The sequence below is a fragment of the uncultured Sulfitobacter sp. genome (assembly GCF_964021855.1).
GTDB lineage: Bacteria > Pseudomonadota > Alphaproteobacteria > Rhodobacterales > Rhodobacteraceae > Sulfitobacter.
The window spans coordinates 511,107-526,658 of sequence record NZ_CAXHZD010000001.1; the positions used below are offsets into that span (position 1 = coordinate 511,107).

General features: G+C 56.9%; 18 protein-coding genes. 13 read left to right on the forward strand and 5 right to left on the reverse strand.

Annotated elements, in window-relative coordinates; all coding sequences use genetic code 11:
- Window positions 1-6: 6 nt before the first annotated feature.
- Complete coding sequence (locus AADJ11_RS02430) at window positions 7-822, reverse strand: quinoprotein dehydrogenase-associated SoxYZ-like carrier (protein ID WP_341232964.1); 816 nt, start codon at window positions 820-822, stop codon at window positions 7-9.
- Between the two features lie 171 nt (window positions 823-993).
- On the opposite strand from AADJ11_RS02430, the gene AADJ11_RS02435 reads away from it, so the two are divergent.
- Window positions 994-2,037 carry a quinoprotein relay system zinc metallohydrolase 2 gene (locus AADJ11_RS02435; protein WP_341232965.1) on the forward strand — a complete coding sequence of 348 codons (1,044 nt, stop codon included), beginning with the start codon at window positions 994-996 and terminating at the stop codon, window positions 2,035-2,037.
- Window positions 2,038-2,053: 16 nt separating this feature from the next.
- Here AADJ11_RS02435 and AADJ11_RS02440 read toward each other — a convergent pair whose 3' ends face one another.
- Window positions 2,054-2,671, reverse strand: a complete 618-nt coding sequence (locus AADJ11_RS02440; protein WP_341232966.1) for a hypothetical protein — start codon at window positions 2,669-2,671, stop codon at window positions 2,054-2,056.
- Window positions 2,672-2,834: 163 nt separating this feature from the next.
- On the opposite strand from AADJ11_RS02440, the gene AADJ11_RS02445 reads away from it, so the two are divergent.
- From AADJ11_RS02445 to AADJ11_RS02475, 7 genes are all read left to right on the forward strand, one after another.
- Complete coding sequence (locus AADJ11_RS02445; protein WP_341232967.1) at window positions 2,835-3,947, forward strand: S-(hydroxymethyl)glutathione dehydrogenase/class III alcohol dehydrogenase; 1,113 nt, start codon at window positions 2,835-2,837, stop codon at window positions 3,945-3,947.
- 5 nt (window positions 3,948-3,952) lie between these two features.
- Window positions 3,953-4,777: an S-formylglutathione hydrolase gene (gene fghA / locus AADJ11_RS02450; protein ID WP_341232968.1), complete on the forward strand. Its 825-nt coding sequence runs from the start codon at window positions 3,953-3,955 to the stop codon at window positions 4,775-4,777.
- Between the two features lie 31 nt (window positions 4,778-4,808).
- On the forward strand, window positions 4,809-5,204 hold the full coding sequence (locus AADJ11_RS02455; RefSeq protein ID WP_341232969.1) for a cytochrome c family protein: 396 nt from the start codon (window positions 4,809-4,811) through the stop codon (window positions 5,202-5,204).
- Between the two features lie 125 nt (window positions 5,205-5,329).
- Window positions 5,330-7,132: a methanol/ethanol family PQQ-dependent dehydrogenase gene (locus AADJ11_RS02460; RefSeq protein WP_341232970.1), complete on the forward strand. Its 1,803-nt coding sequence runs from the start codon at window positions 5,330-5,332 to the stop codon at window positions 7,130-7,132.
- Between the two features lie 68 nt (window positions 7,133-7,200).
- The gene (locus AADJ11_RS02465) at window positions 7,201-7,716 is read left to right on the forward strand and encodes a c-type cytochrome, methanol metabolism-related (RefSeq protein ID WP_341232971.1); all 516 of its coding nucleotides are present in this window, start codon (window positions 7,201-7,203) and stop codon (window positions 7,714-7,716) included.
- Window positions 7,697-8,542, forward strand: a complete 846-nt coding sequence (locus AADJ11_RS02470) for a substrate-binding domain-containing protein (protein WP_341233652.1) — start codon at window positions 7,697-7,699, stop codon at window positions 8,540-8,542. The genes AADJ11_RS02465 and AADJ11_RS02470 overlap by 20 nt, the downstream gene beginning before the upstream one ends.
- A 50-nt stretch (window positions 8,543-8,592) precedes the next feature.
- The gene (locus AADJ11_RS02475) at window positions 8,593-9,096 is read left to right on the forward strand and encodes a PQQ-dependent catabolism-associated CXXCW motif protein (RefSeq protein ID WP_341233653.1); all 504 of its coding nucleotides are present in this window, start codon (window positions 8,593-8,595) and stop codon (window positions 9,094-9,096) included.
- On the opposite strand, the gene AADJ11_RS02480 is transcribed toward AADJ11_RS02475, so the two are convergent.
- Genes AADJ11_RS02480 through AADJ11_RS02490 form a run of 3 tightly spaced genes read right to left on the reverse strand, consistent with a single transcriptional unit; the run spans window position 9,097 to window position 11,382 of the window.
- Window positions 9,097-9,909, reverse strand: coding sequence for a quinoprotein dehydrogenase-associated SoxYZ-like carrier (locus AADJ11_RS02480; RefSeq protein WP_341232972.1), 813 nt, complete (start codon window positions 9,907-9,909; stop codon window positions 9,097-9,099).
- On the reverse strand, window positions 9,906-10,895 hold the full coding sequence (locus AADJ11_RS02485; RefSeq protein ID WP_341232973.1) for a YncE family protein: 990 nt from the start codon (window positions 10,893-10,895) through the stop codon (window positions 9,906-9,908). The genes AADJ11_RS02480 and AADJ11_RS02485 overlap by 4 nt, the downstream gene beginning before the upstream one ends.
- Window positions 10,837-11,382 carry an SRPBCC family protein gene (locus AADJ11_RS02490; RefSeq protein WP_341232974.1) on the reverse strand — a complete coding sequence of 182 codons (546 nt, stop codon included), beginning with the start codon at window positions 11,380-11,382 and terminating at the stop codon, window positions 10,837-10,839. The genes AADJ11_RS02485 and AADJ11_RS02490 overlap by 59 nt, the downstream gene beginning before the upstream one ends.
- 260 nt (window positions 11,383-11,642) lie before the next feature.
- Between AADJ11_RS02490 and AADJ11_RS02495 the strand changes: the two genes are divergently transcribed.
- From AADJ11_RS02495 to AADJ11_RS02515, 5 genes are read left to right on the forward strand one after another with little or no spacing between them, the layout of a single operon-like run.
- Entirely contained in the window at window positions 11,643-12,827 is a 1,185-nt protein-coding gene (locus AADJ11_RS02495) for an ABC transporter substrate-binding protein (protein ID WP_341232975.1), read from the forward strand.
- A gap of 12 nt (window positions 12,828-12,839) precedes the next feature.
- The gene (locus AADJ11_RS02500) at window positions 12,840-13,811 is read left to right on the forward strand and encodes a YVTN family beta-propeller repeat protein (RefSeq protein WP_341232976.1); all 972 of its coding nucleotides are present in this window, start codon (window positions 12,840-12,842) and stop codon (window positions 13,809-13,811) included.
- 42 nt (window positions 13,812-13,853) lie between these two features.
- Window positions 13,854-14,291 (forward strand): hypothetical protein, encoded by a 438-nt coding sequence (locus tag AADJ11_RS02505; RefSeq protein ID WP_341232977.1) that lies wholly within the window; start codon window positions 13,854-13,856, stop codon window positions 14,289-14,291.
- Between the two features lie 17 nt (window positions 14,292-14,308).
- Entirely contained in the window at window positions 14,309-14,557 is a 249-nt protein-coding gene (locus AADJ11_RS02510) for a PepSY domain-containing protein (protein ID WP_341232978.1), read from the forward strand.
- Window positions 14,558-14,583: 26 nt separating this feature from the next.
- Window positions 14,584-15,549, forward strand: coding sequence for an ABC transporter substrate-binding protein (locus tag AADJ11_RS02515; protein WP_341232979.1), 966 nt, complete (start codon window positions 14,584-14,586; stop codon window positions 15,547-15,549).
- The last annotated feature ends 3 nt before the right edge of the window (window positions 15,550-15,552 follow it).

Here is a 15,552-nt window from a genome sequence, read left to right on the forward strand (position 1 = left end):
GCCTGATCACCCGCTGACGGCTTTGGGCAATACAGTCTCGAACATGTTGCCTTCGGTGTCTGTCGCTTTGACCGTCAATGCGGTCGACCCGTTGTCGTTATAGGCAAAACGGAACACCGGATTTTCCGAGATTGAAATGCCGCCATCCATGGTGAACAGCAATGCGTCGCCCTGCCAGACCTCCATATGGTCAATGAAATGTGCGGGAATGAACAGCTGTGTGATCTGGTCGCGCTGCAGCCCTGAATAATTGGGGTGACGGATCATAATCTGCGCTTCGCGGCGTGGGGTCGACATCTGAACGCCATCGCCCGCGAACTGGCGCAGCTTCATCGCACCCATACCAGCAAGCGCGGCTTGCGGGTCTTTGGTAGCGGGTGCCGAACAGCCACCCGACGCTTTGACATAGCGGCCTGTCATATAAAGACCGTCTTGCGTTTCAGCGATCACCCTGATGTTGGAATACTGGTTCACACGCACCCGCATTTCGAAATCCAGCACGCCCATATCTTTGCCAAAACCGAACACCGCCGCAACAGGCGCGGGGTTTTCGTCAATCACCACAGTTGCGGTGGAAATGGTCGCGGCGGGGTCCAACTGTTTGAGAACAATGGGCACGGTGGCTGCATCGTGCGCGCGGTAAGGCGCGTCGATGCTTAGCAGGCCATCGGCATTTTCCAACAGGGCATCGCCGACGACATCCCCCCTAAGATCATCCCACGTCGCGCTGGCTTGGAGCGGGTTTTGCGCCGTATCAGTCGCCCAAACAGGGCCCGCAAACAGCGTGGCCATCGCAGCCGCGATTGTCAGTTTAAAGAGCATTGCAGTCTCCTTCGGCATCCAATCAGCAAGTTTATCGCATATTTTGCGTGAAAAATATATCGATACCTAAGGCTGATTGGGTGTCACGTTTTCGTGTGAAACGATGGTCGGGGGTATTATGGGTGTTACGCTGCGCCCGTTGGAGTTTCAGATGAGCAGGGGGGAATACATGTGTTTGAAGCCGTTGTATCGCTGTGTCTGACGCTAAGCGACGGGCCTTGCCGCGATCAGCTTTTGCCGGGTCACGAGGCCGCAACCCGCGCGGCTTGCACCGCATCGCTTGCCGCATCCGCGCCGTCCTTGGCCAGCTTTGATGGCCTTGGCATTCTGGGGGAACCTACCTGCAAACCTGTGGGAAAGGCATTGGATGTCACAGAGATGACCGAAGGTGTCTTTGTGCATATGGGGCTAATCGAAGAGCCGAACCCAACCAACCGTGGCGACGTGGCCAATCTGGGATTTGTCATTGGCGAAAATAGCGTCGCCGTGGTTGATACTGGCACAGCGCGCTGGATGGGGGAGGCTTTGTGGCGTGCCATCAGGCGACGCACTGATCGCCGGGTGACCCATGTCGTGCTAACCCATATGCACCCCGATCATGCCCTTGGGGCGGCCCCTTTTGCCGCTGCTGGGGCGCAGATCATTGGCCACGCCAACCTGCCGCGTGCGCTTTCTGATCGACAAGGCAACTACCTTGAAAGTCTGAACCGTTTGATCGGACCCGCGCAATTTCTGGGAACGCAAACCGTACCGATAGATGTGCTGGTCCAAGACAGGCTGGACATTGATCTGGGCGGTCGCGTGCTAAAGCTGCGGGCGTGGCCCTTGGCGCATACGGCCGCTGATCTGACCGTGTTGGATACGAACACACAGACGTTGTTTGCGGGTGACCTGATTTTCCACAGACACACGCCCGCGCTGGATGGCAGCCTGATGGGCTGGCAAGCGGTGCTGACAGAGCTGCAAAAGATGGAATTGGCCAGGCTGATACCGGGGCATGGCGGCCCTGCGCTGGATTGGCCAGACGGGTTGGAGGCGATGACACGGTACCTGCGCGTGCTGGAGACAGATACACGTGCCGCGATTGAAGCCGGTGCCAGATTGGGCGATGCGGTTGAGACAATCGCGCAGGGAGAGTCCGCGCATTGGGAGCTGTTCGAGGCCTATAACCCGCGCAATGCAACAGGGGCCTTTACCGAGCTGGAATGGGACTGACCGCGCGGCGTTAACCCTAGTCCGCCGCGACCTGTTGCAACATCTGCGCGATGCTGAACAAACGGCGTTCCAGCAGAACCGGTGTTTCGCAGATATACTGAATGCTGCGCTGCCGATCCGTGTAAATGATCTGGTCCCAATCCAGTTGTTCTTCCAACGCGTCGACGCGATCATAATCAGGCTCTGACTTGGCCATGATCGCATCCATCTCGGCGCGGGCGGTGTCGATTTTCTTGGCCAGCGCAATCTGGCTTAGGGAAAAGTCGCCAATGCCGCCAATGATTCGTGTTCTGCGCTTCGAAAGCGTTTCAAACGCGCGGGAAAATACCAACCCTAGCAGTTCAGGATCGCCGTCATGCGCCTTGGCAAAGGCATCAACCTGCGGCTTTGCCTCGTCCAGATCGACCCGTCGCAAGGACAAACGGCTTGCCAGATCGTCGATCTCGGCGCGGGTTTTGGGGTCTTCGGGCATGGATTCAGGATCAACCGGAAAGGGCCACATCAACCCCAAGGATAGCGTTTCAACCTTGCGCTGCACACAAGGCCATGTCGGATCCGAAAAATCGGCAGCCAACCCCGGAAGGGCCGGCACCATCAGAAGAACCGATAACGTGAGGTGCTTGAACAAGGTCATTATGGCCCCCGAATTTATACTGCAACTATGGCCAAGCATCGCGTGCAAGTCCACTGCACCCAATACCCACCATTGTCCTAGTTGATTTGCAAATCGGGCGGTCACCATACTGATACAAACGTAAATCTGGCAGCCAATGCCATGAATGCTGGGGGGATTCTGGATGAGAACACGAGCGGCAGTAGCTGTTGAGGCGGGTAAACCGCTTGAGGTCATGGAGGTGAACCTTGAGGGTCCCAAGCGGGGCGAGGTTTTGGTTGAGATGAAGGCCACGGGCCTGTGTCACACCGATGAATTCACCCGCTCGGGCGATGATCCCGAAGGGATCTTTCCCGCCATTCTGGGCCACGAGGGCGCAGGCATCGTCATGGAGATCGGCGAGGGCGTGACCACGCTTGAGGTCGGCGATCACGTGATCCCGCTTTACACCCCTGAATGCCGCGAATGCGAATATTGCCTGTCGGGTAAAACCAACCTCTGCCAAGCCATTCGCGTCACCCAAGGCCAAGGTCTGCTGCCCGATGGCACCACGCGGTTTTCGATGCTCGATGGCACGCCGATCCACCATTACATGGGCTGCTCGACCTTTGCCAACCATACGGTTGTGCCTGAAATCGCGCTGGCCAAGGTCCGCAAGGACGCGCCGTTTGACAAGATTTGCTATATCGGCTGCGGCGTCACCACGGGCATTGGCGCGGTGATCAACACCGCCAAAGTCGAAATCGGCGCGCGCTGCGTGGTCTTTGGGCTGGGCGGCATTGGCCTGAACGTGATCCAAGGGCTGCGTCTGGCTGGCGCGGATCAAATCGTCGGCGTCGATCTGAACGACGACAAGGAAGAAACCGGTCGCTATTTCGGCATGACCGATTTCGTGAACCCCTCCAAAGTTGACGGCGACATGGTGGCCCATCTGGTGGAACTGACCAAGGGCGGTGCGGATTACACCTTCGACGCCACGGGCAACACCAAGGTGATGCGCCAGGCGCTTGAGGCGGCCCATAAAGGCTGGGGTGAAAGCATCATCATCGGGGTCGCACCCGCAGGTGCCGAAATCTCGACCCGACCGTTTCAACTGGTCACCGGCCGCGTCTGGCGGGGGACCGCATTTGGCGGGGCCAAGGGCCGCACTGACGTGCCCAAAATCGTGGATTGGTACATGAACGGCAAGATCGAGATCGACCCGATGATCACCCACAAACTGACGCTGGACGAAATCAACCACGGCTTCGAGCTGATGCACCAAGGCAAATCAATCCGCGCCGTCGTGGAGTTTTGAAGACGATGGAGCTGATCTCGGAAAACCGGAGTTTTGGGGGGCGGCAGAAAGTGTTCAAGCACCCGTCGAACACCTGCGGATGCGAGATGACGTTCGCGGCCTATCTGCCGCCGCAGGCCGAATTTGGCCCCGTGCCGGTTTTATGGTATCTTAGTGGTCTGTCCTGCACCCATGAAAACGCGATGACCAAGGCGGGTTTTCAAGAGCACGCTGCAAAACATGGGTTGGCGGTGATCTTTCCCGACACATCGCCACGCGGGGCCGGCGTCAGCGACGATGAATCGTACGATTTGGGGCAAGGCGCGGGGTTTTACGTCAATGCGACCCGCGATCCGTGGAAAAGCCACTATAGGATGTACGACTATATCGTGAGCGAGCTGCGGTCGGTCGTGATGTCGAACCTTCCGTTGCAGGACCGCCATGGCATTACAGGTCATTCGATGGGCGGTCTTGGCGCGATCACAATCGCCATTCGCAACGCCGATTTGTTTGAATCCCTGTCGGCCTTTGCGCCGATCGCGCATCCGACCCAATCCGATTGGGGTCGCAAGCAACTCAGCGCGTATCTGGGCGACGATGAAAGCACTTGGGCAGAATACGATGCGACCCTGCTGCTGGAGGAGCATGGTTGGAAGGGTGACATGTTGGTGGACCAAGGATCGCGAGATCAGTTCCTTGACCTGCTGAAACCCGAGGCACTGGCAAACATGATGGCCCGCCGTCGGCAACCCGGACAGGTCCGCATCCAGCAGGGGTACGACCATTCGTATTTCTTTGTGAACAGTTTTGCCGGTGACCATGTGGCATGGCACGCCGGACGACTGAACTAGTTGAATAATGAAAGGCCCAGAAAGGCTTGATATGTTGAAAAGAATTGTTGCTGTTACCCTTTTGACGATGCTCCCCTTTGGGGCATTTGCCGACGTTGCTGGCGATGCGAAAGCCGGTGAAAAGGTTTTCCGCAAGTGCAAGGCCTGCCACGCCGTGGGGGCGGAGGCCGAGAACAAGGTGGGTCCGGTCCTGAACGGGATCGTGGACCGCAGCGTCGCGGCTGTGCCGGATTTTAAATATTCTTCTGTTCTGACCGACATGGGCGAAGCCGGGAAAACCTGGACCGCCGAAGAACTGGCGGCGTTTCTTGAAAAACCGCGCACCTACGCCAAAGGGACCAAGATGTCCTTTGCAGGGCTGCGCAAGGAAGCTGATCGATTGAACATAATTGCGTATCTCGCGACCTTTGAAGACGGAGGATCGTGAGGACAGAATTTCCTCGTATTGCCCAGGCTCAATTAGGGCGAACGGAGAAGAACTGATGTCTTTCCCTGTGTTGGGACCGGACGTCATTTAGCGGCAATACCGCCGCATACTAGGGAGGTACTTTGATGAAAAGGCTATCGCTTTTAACGGCCGGGATTGCCGTTTGTGTTGCCGGTATGGCATCTGCAAACGACGATCTGATGACCCAGATGAGCAACTCTGCTCAGTGGGCTATTCAAACCGGCGACTATAAAAACCAACGCTACTCGGAACTTGATGAAATCAACGCTGACAACGTTGACGATTTGCAGGTTGCGTGGACATTCTCCACCGGTGTTTTGCGCGGACACGAAGGTTCGCCGCTGGTGATCGGGGATATGATGTATGTCCACACACCGTTTCCGAATATCGTTTACGCACTGAACCTTGCCGACGAAGGCAAGATCGTTTGGAAATACGAACCCAAGCAGGATCCGGACGTTATCCCGGTCATGTGTTGTGATACCGTGAACCGCGGTGTGGCATATGCAAACGGCAAGATCTTCTTGCATCAGGCGGACACCAAGGTTGTGGCACTTGATGCCAATAACGGCGATGTCGTTTGGGAAGTTCAAAACGGTGACGCGGCGATTGGCGAAACCAACACTGCCACGGTTCTGCCCGTCAAAGACAAAATCATTGTCGGCATTTCGGGTGGTGAGTTTGGTGTGCGCGGGTCGGTGACAGCGTACAACATGGAAACAGGCGCACAAGAATGGCGTGCCTATTCGATGGGACCAGACAGCGACATCCTTGTTGATCCGGTCAACACCACGCATCTGGGTCAGCCTATTGGCGAAAACTCGGGCACAAACACCTGGGAAGGCGATCAATGGATGATCGGTGGCGGCACCACGTGGGGCTGGTACTCGGCTGATATGGACGAGAACCTGTTCTATTATGGCACCGGTAACCCGTCGACATGGAACCCTGCCCAACGTCCTGGTGATAACCGTTGGTCGATGACAATCATGGCCCGCGATATCGATACAGGCGTGGCCAAGTGGTTCTATCAGATGACCCCGCATGACGAATGGGACTTTGACGGCATCAACGAAATGATCCTTTCGGAGCAGGAAATTGATGGCGTGGAGCGCAAGCTCTTGACCCACTTTGACCGCAACGGTCTGGGCTATACCATGGACCGCGTATCAGGCGAGCTGCTGGTAGCCGAGAAGTTTGACCCGGCTGTCAACTGGACCACAGGCGTTGATATGGATCCAAGCTCGGATACCTATGGTCGTCCTGCGGTTGTTGCCCAATACTCGACCGAGCAGAACGGCGAAGACGTCAACTCGACCGGTATCTGTCCTGCGGCCCTTGGGTCCAAGGATCAGCAACCTGCGGCCTATTCGCCAAAGACCGAGCTGATGTATGTGCCGACCAACCACGTGTGTATGGACTATGAACCATTCCGCGTCAGCTATACCGCCGGTCAACCTTATGTGGGTGCCACATTGGCGATGTATCCTGCCCCTGACAGCCACGGCGGCATGGGTAACTTCATCGCGTGGGACAACACAAACGGCGAGATCAAATGGTCCCTGCCCGAGCAGTTCTCGGTCTGGTCTGGTGCCATGGCAACAGCTGGTGACATCGTGTTCTACGGGACCCTCGAAGGGTATCTGAAAGCCGTGCATGCGGAAACCGGCGAGGAACTGTACAAGTTCAAAACCCCGTCGGGCATCATCGGTAACGTGATGACATACGAGCATGGTGGTAAGCAGTATATCGGCATCTTGTCAGGTGTTGGCGGCTGGGCCGGCATCGGTCTGGCGGCTGGTCTGACCAACCCCAATGACGGTCTGGGTGCTGTGGGTGGTTATGCCGCTCTTAGCGACTACACCGCCTTGGGTGGTCAGCTGACAGTGTTCGCACTGCCTGACTGATACAGCAAAACACTAGATGGGCGCGGCCTTGCGGTCGCGCCTGCATCAAAATGAAAAAGGCGAGACGAATGAACACCACAGGAAGATTGTTGGCCTTGTTCCTTGCAGCGGGCATATCGCAAACTGCCATTGCTCAGGACATAGATAACCTGACTGCCGTCTATAACGAGGACGGCAAGTATTTTACCGAAGATGATGTGCCGACGTATAACGTTCAGGAAGATGGGACCATCGACTGGCCCACCTATTCCGGTTTTCGCCGCTATCATTCCGAATGCCATGTCTGCCACGGGCCCGAGGGCGAAGGGTCTTCCTATGCCCCGGCGCTGAAGACGTCGGCCATCGACATGGATTACTATGATTTTGTGGACGTCGTCGTGAATGGACGCACGCGCGTTGGTGCTGCGGAAAATTCGGTGATGCCGTCCTTTGGTAACAACCCCAACGTGATGTGCTATCTTGATGATATCTATGTCTACCTCAAGGCACGCGGTGCCGAGGTTGTGCCACGGGGCAGACCCCGCAAGAAAGAACCCAAACATGATGCAATTCGCGAAGCCGAAAATGCTTGCTTGGGGTCATAGGTTTTTAGCCCTTTGGGTGACCCTTGTTTTCGGGGTCACCAATATTGATGCCGTGCAGGCGCAAACATCCGATCTGGTGTCCGGCAATGCGTTGCGGGTCTGTGCGGACCCGGCGAACTATCCCATGTCGTCCAAGGATGAGTCCGGGTTTGAGAACGATCTGGCGAAACTTGTCGCCAGCAAGCTGGACCTGCCGCTGCAATACACATGGTATCCGATGGCGACGGGCTTTATCCGCAATTCGCTGGGGGCCAAGAAATGCGATCTGGTGATTGCATATGCACAGGGTCACGAGCTGGTTCTGAATACCAACCACTATTTCACATCTGTCTACGTTTTGATTGTCCCCAACGACAGCGATCTGGCGGGGGTGGAAACGCTGTCCGATCCGGCGTTAAACGGCCGCCGCATTGGCGTTATTGCGGGTACGCCACCATCGGCACATATGGCGCGCAACGGTTTGATTGGCAAAGCCAAGCCTTATAATTTGGTGGTCGACCGCCGTCACGAAAGCCCGGCCGAAGACATGCTGTCAGATCTGGAGAGCGGCGATATTGATGCGGCTATCCTTTGGGGACCATTGGGCGGGCCGCTTGTTCATTCGGATCATCCCGATTTCAAGGTGATCCCCCTGATCAAAGAGCAGCTACCGCCCCGCCTGTTTTACAGGATTACCATGGGTGTGCGTCAGGGCGAGAAAGTCTGGCAGCGCAAGCTAAATTCACTGATCCGGCGCAATCAGGATGAAATCAACGCGTTGCTTCATGACGCCGGGGTGCCGTTGGTGAGCGATCTTGGGACGGAGGTTTTAGAGGTTTCGAATTGAAACGATTTTTAGCAATCGCGATACTTTCAATCGTACCTCAGACCGGCGTGATGGCGCAGCCGGTGCCGGAACCTTCAGACTACCGCATGGATCACTATCGCAGCCCGGTGCCCAGCGTGCTGTCCGGCGGGACGGTCGTGGGCCCGGAAGAGGCCTATGACATATGGCGCGCGGGCAATGCGGCCTTTGTCGATGTGCTGCCGCAACCGCCCAAACCAAGCAACCTGCCCAAAGGCACGATCTGGCGCGACAAACCGCGCCATTCCATCCCCGGTGCGATCTGGCTGCCCAATGTTGGCTACGGTGCCATCGCCGATGTGACAGAGGATTATTTTCGCACGGGATTGGAGAGCGCGGTACAGGGCGACACGGCGCATCCGGTTGTTTTCTTTTGCCTCGAAGATTGCTGGATGAGCTGGAACGCCGCCAAACGTGCCATCGAATGGGGATACACATCGGTTTATTGGCTGCCTGAGGGCACCGATGGTTGGGCACTATGGGGCTATCCGCTTGAAACGATTACCCCTGCACCGGGTCAGCCACAAACGCAGTGATCAGAAACCGGCAAGGTCCTTGTGCGCTGTGCTGACGGTGCCGTCTGTATCGGTCATGGTGACATCGACAGACCGGGTGCTTTGCGGAACGGCCAACCCGACACGCGGGTTTTCAGACAATGAGATTGACCCGGTCATGTCCACAAAACCCGCGCCGTCCAAATCAATCTCGACCTTTTCAACATAGCGCATGGGAATAAACAAAAGCGATATTTGGTCCATCTGCATGCCAGACAATGACGGGTGCGAAATATCCACGTCCATCCGGTTCAGCCGCGACGCCAGACTGGTCAGCGCACCACTGCCCAAAGCCGGTTTTTTGTTCGAGACACTGATGTTCATCTGACCCAGTGTGGCAAGCGCAAGTTCAGGATCAGTGCCGGGCGGGGCCGCGCAGGCCCCCGTGCCAGATGTCTTAACAAAGGTTTCTTTGACAAACAGCCGACCGTCGGTGGTTTCCGCAATCACGCGCAGCGGGGTTGGCCCGTTTACGCGCATGGTGATGTCAAAATAGAAACTTGGCTGTGGCGTATTCAGCGCAAAGATGGCCGATACCGGCATCGGGTTTTCATCCAGAACCACGGTGACTTTGCCAAGGTTCACCCCCTGTGGTGCCACAATCTGCGCCGCCAAATTGGTGCGTGTATCGTCAGGTGTGCGGTAGGGCGCATCGATCGCGATGAACTGCGCGCCGTCCAATATCGCGCGTTCGCCATATAGCTCGGTTTTGATGGCATCCCAGGATTCACTGCTTGCCAAGACCGGCATCGCGGTCGCACATATTAACGCAGCGGTTAAAGCAATTCGTTTCATCTGAAATCCCTCTGAACAAACTCCCCGAACGCGCGGGGACCATCGCAGGTCTCGATCTCTTTTATCACAGAAAGCGTAACTGCGTCGATTATTGTGACTGAATTGTCGAACCAATTGGCGACAATGATAGATTGGCCGTCGGTGCTTGTGTCGATCCCTTCGGGGTATTCACCGGAGGGCAGGGTGGCGAGCGTCTGATACGTGCTGGTGTCAACGACGCTGACCGTGTCGGCATATTGATTGGTGACAAAGGCCCGACCTTGGGCAAAGGCCACGCCATAGGGCCGTTCCCCCACGGAAAAGGTGGTAACAGCCCTATCCACCTGCGGATCAATCACCGTGACGTCATGGCTGCCGACATTCGCCACAAACAGCCGACCATCCGGTGCAAAGCGCAGGCCGAAGGGGCGGGTGCCCACATCAATGCGCCGATGTAGTGTCAGGGTATCCGCATCAAAGATCGAGACCTGATCCGCATCCCGGTCAGCAGAGGCAAGAAAGCGACCGTCGTCTGAAAGGGCCAACCCAGCGGGGGCTGCGCCGGTGGGCAAGTCAGCCAAATGCGACAGATCGCTTGCCGTCAGAACCCAGACGCGGGCGTTGTACCAATCGGACACAAACACCCGGCCCCGCGCCGGATCATGTGCGACGCCAATTGGCCCGCCCTCCAGCTGGATTTCTGCCGTGACCTTGCCCGTTGCTGCCGCATGACGGCGCACGGTTTTGCTGTCGGGTGCGACGGTAAAAACAACCGCGTCCGCCACTGCGACGCCAGCGGGTTTTCCGGGTACGGACCACTGTGAAATCTGCGTGCCTGCGTCCAAATCAAGCACGCTGACACCGTCGCCGTTTTGGCAGGTGACAAAGGCCAGATCACCGGCGATTGCTGGCGCTGCAGCAAGGGCGAAACCCGCCGCAGCGACCAATCTACCTGGCAGGCGCACCGAATTTCTCGACCAGTGCATCAAGGCCGGTTTGATAGACACCGGTCACCGCTGCGATTGCCGCCGCGTCGTTCAGGTTTTCCGGCGGGTCATTGTTGGGGTAGCCGCGATAAAAGGCACCGCGCCATTCGACCAGCGACCCGCCCCCGTCGCGGGGTTTGACCGTCAGGTGCGACGAATAATTCGTCACCGGCAAAACCTCCACCAGTACATCGGTGATCCGGTAGGAATAGCTCATCTTCTCATCGCTATACTTATACAGGATTTCAGAGATCGTCGGGTCGCCGTCTGCGGCTAATGTCAGTACGCGGGTCGCATCAATGGCGTTGCCGTTTTCCCCGACTGATGACTGCACGGCTGGATGCCAGGACATGTCCTGAAAATTTCCAACGGTGGCCCAGACCGTGGCGGGATCTGCGGCGACCTCTGCGGTTATGGTGACCTTTTGCCGTGTGGGGCCGTGGGCTTGGGCCACAGCAGGCAGCAGGGATGCCGCCGCCAAAATCATCAGGAATTTCCGCTTTTGCATTACTGCTCCTCCACTAAAAGCTGGTCGTCAGGCGATGGGGCATGCCGCGCACCTGTTGTTGTCACCATCGTCGCCCAACGGGGATAAAAACATAAGGTCAGCCGCATAACTCCGTTCTTAAAAAATAAGAGTCGAGGTCTATCGTGGCCCTGTTAGGCTGATTGTCACAACCCGGCCAAAAGTATCGGTTCACGCGCCAGTGCAATCAGTGCGTAGTGCAAGAAACCGAAACAAATTGATCGGGGAGGGAGGTCTTAGTCTTGAAACTTCACACGCTGTTTGCAGCTGCAGTTGCCCTATTTTTATCGACCCAAGCGGCCAGCGCTGTTGACGTAAAAGCGGCGGTGCTGCGCGTCGATTACCCCAGCTTGCTGCCCATCAGCCGCTATGATTTGCGGCCCGCTGATATCGGTTTTGCCGGGGCCGCTTTGGCGGATGAGGATAACGGCACCACGGGCAGTTTTCTGGGCCATAAATATGAAACAACGACCCGCGCCGTGCCGCCTGGGGACGCTGATAGCGCATTGGATGATATACTGGCCGAGGGCATCGACCTGATCGTGATCGCAGCGCGCAAAGATGATCTGCTGCGCCTTGCGGACAAGGCCGCGCAAAACGGGGCGCTGGTGTTCAACGCGATCACCCCTGACAATGATCTGCGCAGCGAGGGGTGCCGCGCCAACCTGCTCCACGTGGTGCCGTCGCATGGCATGATGGCAGATACGGTGGCGCAGTTCGCCGTCTGGAAAAAATGGCGCAACTGGTTCCTGATTTCAGGGTCAAACCCGCAAGATATCGCGCTGGCAGATGCTTACCGCAAAGCCGCCCGCAAGTTCGGTGCAAAGATCACCGAAGAACGGTCTTTTGAGGATACCGGCGGGTCGCGGCGCACGGATTCCGGCCATGTGCTGGTGCAGCGGCAATTGCCTGCGTTCACCCAAGGTGCTGCAGAACATGACGTTGTGATTGCCGCCGATGAAACGGATTATTTCGCCCGCTACCTTAGCTATCATTTGTGGACGCCGCGCCCGGTTTTGGGGTCGGGTGGGTTGGTCCCCGTCACATTTCATGGTGCGCATGAGGCATGGGGTGCCACGCAGTTTCACACCCGCTTCGAGGAATTGACCGGGCGTTATATCAAGCCCGAGGATTACAACGTCTGGCTCGCCCTGCGGATCATCGGAGAGGCGGTAACCCGCACCTCAAGTGCCGACCCGAGCGCTATACGCGACTACGTGATTTCGGATGAATTCGAGCTGGCCGCGTTCAAGGGGCAAAAGGTGACCTTTCGCGATTGGAACGGTCAATTGCGCCAGCCGATCCTTTTGTATGACGGATCGATAACCGTCAGCGTCAGCCCGCAAGAAGGCTTCCTGCACCAGACCTCCCCGCTTGATACGTTGGGTCTGGATCGCCCTGAATCTGCCTGCACCGCATTTAATTAATTGGAGTTTGCTTTGAGACACCATTTTATAGCCACGGTTTTGGCCCTTCTGCCCGCCCTTCCTGCAATGGCAGAAAAGGCTTTTGTGTCGAATGAACGCGGCAATACGATCAGCGTTGTGGATACAGCCACATGGGAAGTCGTCCATGAGTTTTTCGCCGGAAACAGGCCGCGCGGGATCACGGCCAGCCCTGACGGAACCAAGATTTATGTCTGCGCCTCGGACGACAGTTTGGTGCGGGTGTTTGATGCAAACACCTATGAGGAACTGCCAAGCCTGCCCTCGGGCCCTGACCCTGAGTTGTTCGTGCTCGAGCAAAGCGGCAAGCGGCTATACATCGCGAATGAAGACGACAATCTGGTGACGGTGACCGACACAGAGACCCGTACGGTGATCGCTGAAGTTCCTGTCGGTGTAGAGCCAGAGGGCATGGGGCTAAGCCCGGATGGCAAGTTCGTGGTGAACACATCCGAGACCACCAATATGGCGCATTTCATTTCGACGGATGACTACAAGATCAAGCATAACGTGCTGGTCGATCAGCGCCCGCGTTACGCGCAATATTCTGCGGACGGCAAATTGCTTTTCGTCACGTCCGAGATCGGCGGCACCGTAACGGTGATGGATATCGCCGAGGATGGAACCCCGACAGTTAAGGGCAAGATCACCTTTGAAGTTGCAGGCGTTCAGGACGAGTGGCTGCAACCCGTTGGCGCGCGGGTCACCTCGGACGGGCGGCGCTTGTTCGTGGCGTTGGGGCCTGCAAACCGCGTGGCGGTGGTCGATGTCGAAACGTTGGAGGTGCTGGATTATATTCTGGTGGGCCAGCGGGTTTGGCAGCTTGGGTTTACGTCTGACGAAAAATACCTGCTGACCACCAACGGCAATTCCAACGATATTACCGTGATCGATGTCGCCAAGGAAAAAGCCATCAAATCAGTCCAAGTGGGTCAGCAGCCGTGGGGCGTCGTGGTGGTGAAATGACCTGCCAAAGGGGTGCAAATGCTAAAAATGGGGAGAGTAACGATGAGAAAGACAATGATAGCTGCGGTTTTCGCCGCATTGGCCGGGCCGGCGATATCGGCACCGCTTTGTAATGATATGGGCTTTGCCGGACTATTGGCGAAATGCAATCGGGGTGAAACGATCAACCTGTTGCTCGCCTCTGGCCAACCGTTGGGGGAAGACGTTCAGCTGCAATCCGGGGCCTATTACAAGCTTGAGATCACGGCAGATGGGTCTGCCGAGCTGGCCGTTGAAGGCCCCAGCTTTTTCCGGGCGATCTGGATGAATGAAATCGTGATCAACAAGATCGAAATTCGCCCGATGGCCATCGACAGTATTGAATTCGACAAGGCAGGCACGGTCGAGTTGTCCTTTGTCGCGATCAAGCCGGGCAACCATGTTCTGCGCATTCCTGGCAGCAGGGGCGACAGCCAATCCGTGACCATTTCTATTCAATGATACTCTGGGAGGGTAAGATGAAAAAACTTGTTATGATGATAGCCGTCTGTTGCGCGGGGACTGCGCTGGCCAGCGACGAAATTGATGCCGGAACCGTGGCAAAGATCGAAGCCTATCTGGCGTCGATCGAGTGCCAGATGGATCCCGATGATATTGAGGTCGAGGATGAAGGCTACGAGTTGGATGACGTGATCTGCAAAGGCGGTCTTCAGTTCGATATCATGTTGGACAAAGACCTGAACGAGGTATCGCGCCGCGCAGAATAGGCCCCGCTATTGAAAAGGATAACCCCATGCGACTGATCCGCTTTTTCTGCGCCTTTGTGGCCGTGCTGTCATTGCCCGCATTTGCGCAGGACCTGCCAACCCTCCGCGCTGCGGTTCTTAAGATCGGGACCGTGAATTGGGAGCTGGCGACGATTTCCGCGAACGGGTTGGACAGAAAGCATGGGTTTGTTCTTGAGGTGCAGCCTTTCGCCGACAATGGCGCGACGCGCATCGCGGTCGAGGGCGATGCGGCCGATATGGCCGTAGCCGATTGGATTTGGGTCGCCCGTCAACGGGCGGCGGGCAAGGATTATGTCTTTGTCCCCTATTCAAAAGCGGTGGGCGGGATTGTGGTGCCCCAAAACAGCAGCGCCACATCGCTCAAGGATCTGGTGGGCGGCAAGATCGGCATCGCTGGTGGTCCGCTTGATAAATCATGGCTTATTCTGCGCGCCTATGCCCAGCAGGCATATGGCACCGACCTTAAGGCCGAGACAGAGCAGGTCTTTGGCGCGCCGCCGCTGATTTTTAAGACGGCGATGGGGGGTGAATACGCTGGCGCGATCAATTTTTGGCACTTCCTTGCCAAAAGCAAAGCGGCAGGGATGAGAGAGCTTATTTCCGTTCAGGAGGCCGGTGGCGCGCTTGGTCTGGATGCCAATACCCCGCTGTTGGGGTATTATATGAAGGATAGCTTTCTGGCGCAGCATCCCGGTCTGGCCCAATCGTTTTTCAACGCCAGTCGCGACGCCAAGGATTTGCTGGCCAGCTCTGATGCGGCTTGGGATGCGATCCGGCCCATTATGAATGCCAATTCTGATGCGCAGTTTGATCAGCTAAGGGCCGATTGGATTGCGGGCATTCCCGAACGTGCGCCGGTGAACCAAGCGGCTGTCGATAAAATGTTGACGCTGATGGGCACCCTTGGCGGTGCCGAGCTGGTGGGCAAGGCAACGTCGGTGCCAAGCGGCCTGTTCGCCGACGTAAACTGACCG